Source organism: Paenarthrobacter sp. CC6 (assembly GCF_040560085.1).
Classification (GTDB): Bacteria; Actinomycetota; Actinomycetes; order Actinomycetales; family Micrococcaceae; genus Arthrobacter; species Arthrobacter nicotinovorans.
The window spans coordinates 23,256-29,361 of the sequence record NZ_JARDAN010000034.1 but is presented as its reverse complement, the minus strand read 5'-3'; the positions used below and the strand labels follow the sequence as shown (position 1 = coordinate 29,361).

Sequence of the window (6,106 nt, the reverse complement as noted above, 5' to 3'; positions counted from 1 at the left end):
CCCCAGCCAACCGGCTAAACCAGCTGCTACAAGCGGCCTAACCCCCAGCGTTGCTCCCACCAATTGACTTTGCCTCGGGAACATTGGCATTAACTGTCACTCGGCAGGCGTTAAACCACGACGGCGGGGTGCGGCTTCACGTGGAAGCTGCACCCCGCCGTCGTGGTTGGCTGCTTAGGCGGAGACCAGGCTGTGCCAGTCGTTGACGAGGGGCAGGTTGTGCGCCTCGGAAACGGAGTGGTGTGCCACGTGGCCTGCGGCGATGTTGAGGCCTGCGGCCAGGGCGGGGTCGCGGTCGAAGGCGGCCTTGACGCCCAGGTTGGCCAGTGCCACGGCGTAGCGCAGGGTGACGTTGGTCAGTGCGTACGTGGAGGTGTTCGGAACGGCGCCAGGCATGTTGGCAACGCAGTAGAAGATCGAGTTGTGGACCTTGTACGTCGGTTCCTGGTGGGTGGTGGGGTGCGTGTCCTCGAAGCAGCCGCCCTGGTCCACAGCGATGTCCACCAGGACCGAGCCCGGCTTCATGCGGGAGACGAGTTCGTTGGTGACCAGCTTGGGAGCCTTGGCGCCCGGGATCAGGACGGAGCCGATCACGAGATCTGCGTCGATGACTGACTTCTCGATCTCGTAGGCGTTGGAGGCAACGGTCTTCAGGCGGCCCTGGTAGAGGGCGTCCAGTTCGCGCAGCCGGTTGATGTTGATGTCCATGATGGTGACATCAGCACCGAGGCCCAGCGCCATGGCAGCGGCGTTGGTTCCCGCAACGCCGGCGCCGAGGACAACAACCTTGGCCGGGCGGACGCCCGGTACGCCGCCCAGGAGGACACCCTTGCCGCCGGCCGGAGCCATCAGCGAGGAAGCGCCGACCACGACGGACAGGCGGCCCGCGACCTCGGACATGGGGGCAAGCAGCGGAAGCGTGCGGCCTTCCTGCACGGTTTCGTAGGCGATGGCCGTGACGCCGGAGTTGATGAGCTCGGCGGTGAGCTCGGGTTCTGCGGCGAGGTGCAGGTAGGTGAAGAGGATCAGGCCCTTGCGGAAGCGGTGGTACTCCGCGGCGATGGGTTCCTTGACCTTCATGACCATGTCCGCGCGGCCCCACACGTCATCGGCTTCGTTGACGATTTCGGCGCCGGCGATCGAGTATTCCTCGTCGGTGATGCCCGAGCCGAGGCCTGCGCCGCGCTCAACCAGAACGGTGTGTCCGTGGGTGCGGAACTCGTGGACGCCGGCGGCCGTGATGGCTACGCGGAACTCGTTGTTCTTGATTTCTTTGGGGACGCCGATGATCATTTGCTGGCTCCATCGTTAGCGGCCTGTTCGGCCGAATATTTGCTGCGGGCTGTGATTCCAGAATAAATCCGGCTGTGAGGCAGGCGACATGGATTCCCGATCGGCCCGGGAGCAAAACCCCGGAAATTCAAGGAACTCCTGCCGTCAAGCTCGACATTTGTCGAGCACCAAGGCGTCAGGTGTCGCCTGCTGTTGGTACGCTTTCCGGATGCAGCAAGACGTGGAACAGATCGTTGAACGCGTAGCACTGAAGCTCGGCCGCGGACTGTCCTTGGAGGACCTCGACGGCGTTCTTCTCGCCTACAGTTCCAACCAATCCCACGCAGACCGCGTCCGGGTGAATTTCCTGCTCAGCAAGCGCGTCCCCAGCGACGTCAGCGCCTGGCAGCTCTCGCACGGTATCTCCACCGCCGTGCGCCCCGTGGTGGTGCCCGCCAACGACGAACTCGGGATGCTCGGCCGCGTCTGTGTCCCCTTGTTGGTCCGCGGTTTCCGTGTGGGGTACTTGTGGGTGCAACAGGACCTTGAGGAGCAAAGCGCGACGGCGATCCTCGCCCAGTTGCCCGGCGTTCGGGACGAACTGGACCTGTTGGCGGGCTTGCTCCTGGACTCGAACACGGCCGAGTCCGAGTTCCGGCGCAGGCGTGAGCAGGAGTTCCTCTCGGCCTGTGGCGGCGAATCGAACGCCGTGGCGGCCGTTGCGGGGTGGAAGGAGATCCAAGGCCGCGGCCCGTGGCAACTGGTGACGATCCTTGACGCCGAAGGTGCCCGGTCCGACGTCGATCCCATCGCGGCAACCCTCACGCACCGCTCAGCCGCGCTGCAGTCCACTATCGGCGTGAACGCGGCTTTGTTCAGCGCGGGCACGGAAACCCACTCGGTGGTCCTGTTCCGGGAATCCGGAGGACGGGCAGACCACGCGCAGGTCCTGGTCCATTACCAGCTTGAGCTCGCCAAGCGTGCCGGCCGGACCGTGGACCGCGTCATCCTGGGGATCAGCGAACCCTTCCAGGTGATCAGGCAGCTCGCGGGGGCGTACCGGCAGTCCAAGGTTGCTGCGCAGGCGGCGGCCGTGGATGCGCAGCTCGGGGAACTGGTGGACAGCCGTTCCGTGGGCGTGTACCAGCTCTTTGACCGCCTGCTGGCACCGGGCGGCTGGGACGATACCGGCTCGGTGCATTTCCGGACGCTTGAGGACCAGGACAAAAACGGCGAGCTCCTGCCGGTCCTGGAGCTTCTCTACGACAACGACAGTGCCGTGCAGGATGTCGCGGCGAAACTTCACCTCCACAGGAGCAGCATCTACAACAGGCTCGGACGCATCCGCCAGCTCATCGGTGCTGATCCCTTGAACGGTGCCATCCGGCTTGAATTGCATGCTGCCTTGAAGGCGCGGCGCTGGGCCGGCAGGCCGCGGATCTGAGCCGGACCGCGGATCTAAGCACCGGCAAGACTCAGCGTAAGAAACAGATAAGGCAGGTACCCGCGCGGGTACCTGCCTTGTCTGATGCCAATGCGCTTGCCTGGCCGTTCACGGGGGAACGCGTCAGGAGCGCCTCAGCCGCTGGCAACTCCAGCGGCCCAAACGGTGCCGGAACGTTGCCGTGCGGCTGCTGCTGCAGTACCGCCCGTGCCAGCCGGCGTGCACGTTGGTGCGGGGCAACCGCGTGCTCACTGCAGTGCCTTCTGTGCGGCGTCAAGGAGCGATTCCAAGGTGGACGCCTGCGGCTGAGGCGACGTGCCTGCGGTGGGCTTGCCGGTGGGCCGGGGCTTTGCCGTTTGCGTTCCCGTCGGTGTTGGCGTCGGGGTCGGCGTGGGAGTGGTGGTCGGCGTCGGCGTCGTGGTGGGCGTCGGTGTTGCCGGCGGCGTCGTGATCGTGTCCGAGGGCACGTCGCCGGGCGCCGGCGCAGGTTGGGTCGGAGCCGGAGTGCCGGCTACGGGGGACGGCGCTGCGACTGCCGGGGCGGACGCAGAAGGGACCCAGACGGGGTCTGCCAGTGAGACGTGCGGTGAAGGAACCGACGACGGCGAAACCGCCGCAGGTGCCTCCGGTACCGTGGCCGGTTGGCCTGCTTCGGATGACGATTGACCCGACGACGACGGGGAGGACGCTGTGGTGTAGGAAGCCCGGGGCGCAGGGGCTGCCGAGCCCGGTTGGCGGTCCTCGCCACTCTGGCCGCCGCTGGCTTCCTGGGCCGGACTTTCCTGACCGAAGAACGGAAGCTCCAGTGCCTGCCCGACGGTTCCCGCAGTCAGTACCAGGCCCAGTGCTCCGGCAACCACTGCCATGCGCTGGCTCATGTGCTTCACCGACGCGGCTTTCCGCAGAACAGCTTGGGGTTCGCGGCCAAATGAGGAGGTGGTGCCGAGGGTTGATGCCGTCACCGGCGGAGGTGTCTTGCGGGATGCCGCCGGGGCCGGGGCAGCCGCTTCGGCTCCGGCTTCCCCGCGGGTGGCTGCCTTGCGTGCGGCAACCACGGGAATGGCTGACGTGGGAGGCCCTGGTGTGGTGGATGCCGGAGCTGCGGCCCGCGCGGCTTCGACTACCGGAATCGCTGCGGTTGCCGGCTCCGGGCCTGCGGTTGCCGGCTCCGGAAGCGCAGGGGCTGCCTTCGGCTCGGCAGGGGCGATCACAGCCCTTGCCGCACGCTCACGCTCAGCGGCCCGGGCCGCAGCCCGCGTGGTGGGCGCAGCCGTAGCGGGTGATGCCGGAGTGGGTGCCGTTACGGTGGGGATCGCCGTCGTGGCTGGTTCCGGGGATCCGCTGGGTTGGGCCCGACGGCGTCCGGTTGGCTTGGTGCGCTCGCGCTCGAGTTGCGCGCGGCGTGGGTTATCCATGGTTGGGGACATGGTTGTGCCTCTCAACGCCTGCGAGGTTAGCTGTCGGGTTCGGACGAGGCCGTCCGGCCGCGCGTGGCGGCTTCACCCCAAGGGCTTGCGGAGAAAACAAGCCCGGGAAACTGTGGGTCCCCCGTCTCTGCCGCGGGTCTGGCGGATCCTGGATTGCGGCAGAGCCCGGCGTCAATCCAGAAGCGGCCCAGCGGAGATCGGGTCGCCCTACGACCGTACAGGAGGCGGAAAGTAAAGTCACATTAATGTAACGGGCGGTAGTTCTGCCCCCGCGGGAGGGTGCTACCGCTTAGGCTTCGGGGCCGGTGCGGGGGCGGGGATTTCGTGTTCGATTTTCCGGACCTGGTGGGCTTGATGTGTGGCAGGGCGGAAGACTTCGTCTGCGATCCCCAGCATGCCGCCTGCTGCGGCCCGCCGGACGCCGCGCTTGTTCTCCCGCGCAATCCAGTACCAAAGCGCGCCCATGAGCGCGGGAACTCCGAGCACTGCTGCCAACACGGCCAAGATGTCCATCCGCCAACACTAGCCTTGGGCACGTACTGGCCGGTAGACATGAGCTATGGACCTACCAGTGATGCCGCCCGTTTCGCCCATGCTCGCCAAGTCCGTCCCGAACATCCCCGACGTTGGGCATTACGAGCCCAAATGGGACGGATTCCGGACCATCGTCTTCAAGGACGGGGACGACATCGTCCTGGGCAGCCGCAACGAGAAGCCCATGACCCGCTACTTCCCGGAGCTGGTGGAAGCGCTGAAGAAGAACCTTCCGGACAAGTGCGTTGTGGACGGCGAGATCATCCTGATCCAGGGCAACAGGCTTGAGTTCGAGGTGCTGCAGCAGCGAATCCATCCCGCGGACAGCCGGGTTCGGATGCTTGCGGAGAAGACGCCGGCGTCCCTGGTGGCGTTCGACCTGCTTGCCCTCGGCGACGAGGATCTGACCGGCCGGCCCTTCGCCGAGCGGCGCGCGGCCTTGGAGAAAGCCCTCGCCGACGCCCGGCCTCCTGTGTACGTAACGCCTGCGGTGACGGACCTGGGGCGCGCCAAGGAATGGTTCGTGCAGCTTGAGGGAGCAGGCCTCGACGGCGTGCTGTCGAAACCGCTCGACGGCACCTACCAGCCGAACAAGCGGGTGATGTTCAAGACGAAGCATGAGCGGACAGCCGATTGCGTGGTGGCCGGGTTCCGTTGGCACAAGACCGCGAAAGTTGTGGGGTCGATGCTCCTGGGGCTCTACGACGACTCCGGCCGGCTTCATCACGTCGGCGTCGTGGCGTCATTCCCCATGGCAAAGCGGGAGGCGTTGGTGGCGGAGCTTGAGCCCTATCAAGTGGAGCTCGGCGACCATCCGTGGGGCGAGTGGGCCAAGCAGGACGATTCGCCCGGGGGGTCACGGATGCCCGGGGCGCAGAGCAGGTGGAGCGCCGGAAAGGACTTCTCCTTTGTGCCGCTGCGCCCCGAACTGGTGATCGAGGTGGCCTACGACTACATGGAGGGTGACCGGTTCCGCCACACGACGCAGTTCCGTCGGTGGCGGCCGGACCGGACTCCTGAAAGTTGCACGTACTCGCAGCTGGAAGAGCCTGCGGAGTACGACCTTGGGGAGATCCTGAGCCTGCCGTAGTGGCCCGGCGGGGAACTACTCCTCGTGCCCCTGGTCGCTGCTCATGCTGCCTTCGGCGGGCGGGGTTTCTCCCGGGGGCACGCCGCCGCCTGGCTCGAGGCCTGTGACGTTTCCATCCAGGGGGTCGGGATTGGCCGAGGAAGCGGGGTCGTCGTCCTCGTCCTGGCGCATGTCGGGATCTTCGTGGATGCTGTCCGCGTCGGCGGTAGTGTCGATGGGTCCACTGGCGCCGCTCACGCCGAAGGTCCGGGGATCGTCTTCCGGGTCATAGCTGGTCATGGTGAGCCCTTTCGTAAGTAAGCTTACTAATTAGCTTGCTCCGCCAGCCTATCCGGGACG

At 66.3% G+C, this 6,106-nt stretch carries 6 protein-coding genes and 1 riboswitch; of the genes, 2 read left to right on the top strand and 4 right to left on the bottom strand.

All coding sequences use genetic code 11. The features are described 5' to 3' along the window. Positions 1–174: 174 nt before the first annotated feature. A complete protein-coding gene (gene ald, locus PV760_RS20995) occupies positions 175–1,293 on the bottom strand; it encodes an alanine dehydrogenase (RefSeq protein ID WP_018780201.1) in 1,119 nt (372 codons plus the stop codon). Positions 1,294–1,501: 208 nt separating this feature from the next. Here ald and PV760_RS20990 point away from each other — a divergent pair, with 208 nt between their 5' ends. Beyond that, positions 1,502–2,716 carry a PucR family transcriptional regulator gene (locus tag PV760_RS20990; protein ID WP_039243307.1) on the top strand — a complete coding sequence of 405 codons (1,215 nt, stop codon included), beginning with the start codon at positions 1,502–1,504 and terminating at the stop codon, positions 2,714–2,716. A gap of 248 nt (positions 2,717–2,964) precedes the next feature. Here the strand turns inward: PV760_RS20990 and PV760_RS20985 are convergent, their stop codons facing one another. Together PV760_RS20985 and PV760_RS20980 are read right to left on the bottom strand one after the other, a co-directional pair. Beyond that, on the bottom strand, positions 2,965–4,131 hold the full coding sequence (locus tag PV760_RS20985; RefSeq protein ID WP_354628623.1) for a hypothetical protein: 1,167 nt from the start codon (positions 4,129–4,131) through the stop codon (positions 2,965–2,967). Positions 4,132–4,146: 15 nt separating this feature from the next. After that, a riboswitch (cyclic di-AMP (ydaO/yuaA leader) is annotated at positions 4,147–4,297 on the bottom strand. Between the two features lie 128 nt (positions 4,298–4,425). Then, on the bottom strand, positions 4,426–4,656 hold the full coding sequence (locus tag PV760_RS20980) for a hypothetical protein (protein ID WP_354628622.1): 231 nt from the start codon (positions 4,654–4,656) through the stop codon (positions 4,426–4,428). Positions 4,657–4,702: 46 nt separating this feature from the next. On the opposite strand from PV760_RS20980, the gene PV760_RS20975 reads away from it, so the two are divergent. After that, the gene (locus PV760_RS20975) at positions 4,703–5,767 is read left to right on the top strand and encodes an ATP-dependent DNA ligase (protein ID WP_026267504.1); all 1,065 of its coding nucleotides are present in this window, start codon (positions 4,703–4,705) and stop codon (positions 5,765–5,767) included. Between the two features lie 15 nt (positions 5,768–5,782). Here the strand turns inward: PV760_RS20975 and PV760_RS20970 are convergent, their stop codons facing one another. Continuing rightward, on the bottom strand, positions 5,783–6,046 hold the full coding sequence (locus PV760_RS20970) for a DUF6480 family protein (protein WP_018780195.1): 264 nt from the start codon (positions 6,044–6,046) through the stop codon (positions 5,783–5,785). Between the last annotated feature and the right edge of the window lie 60 nt (positions 6,047–6,106).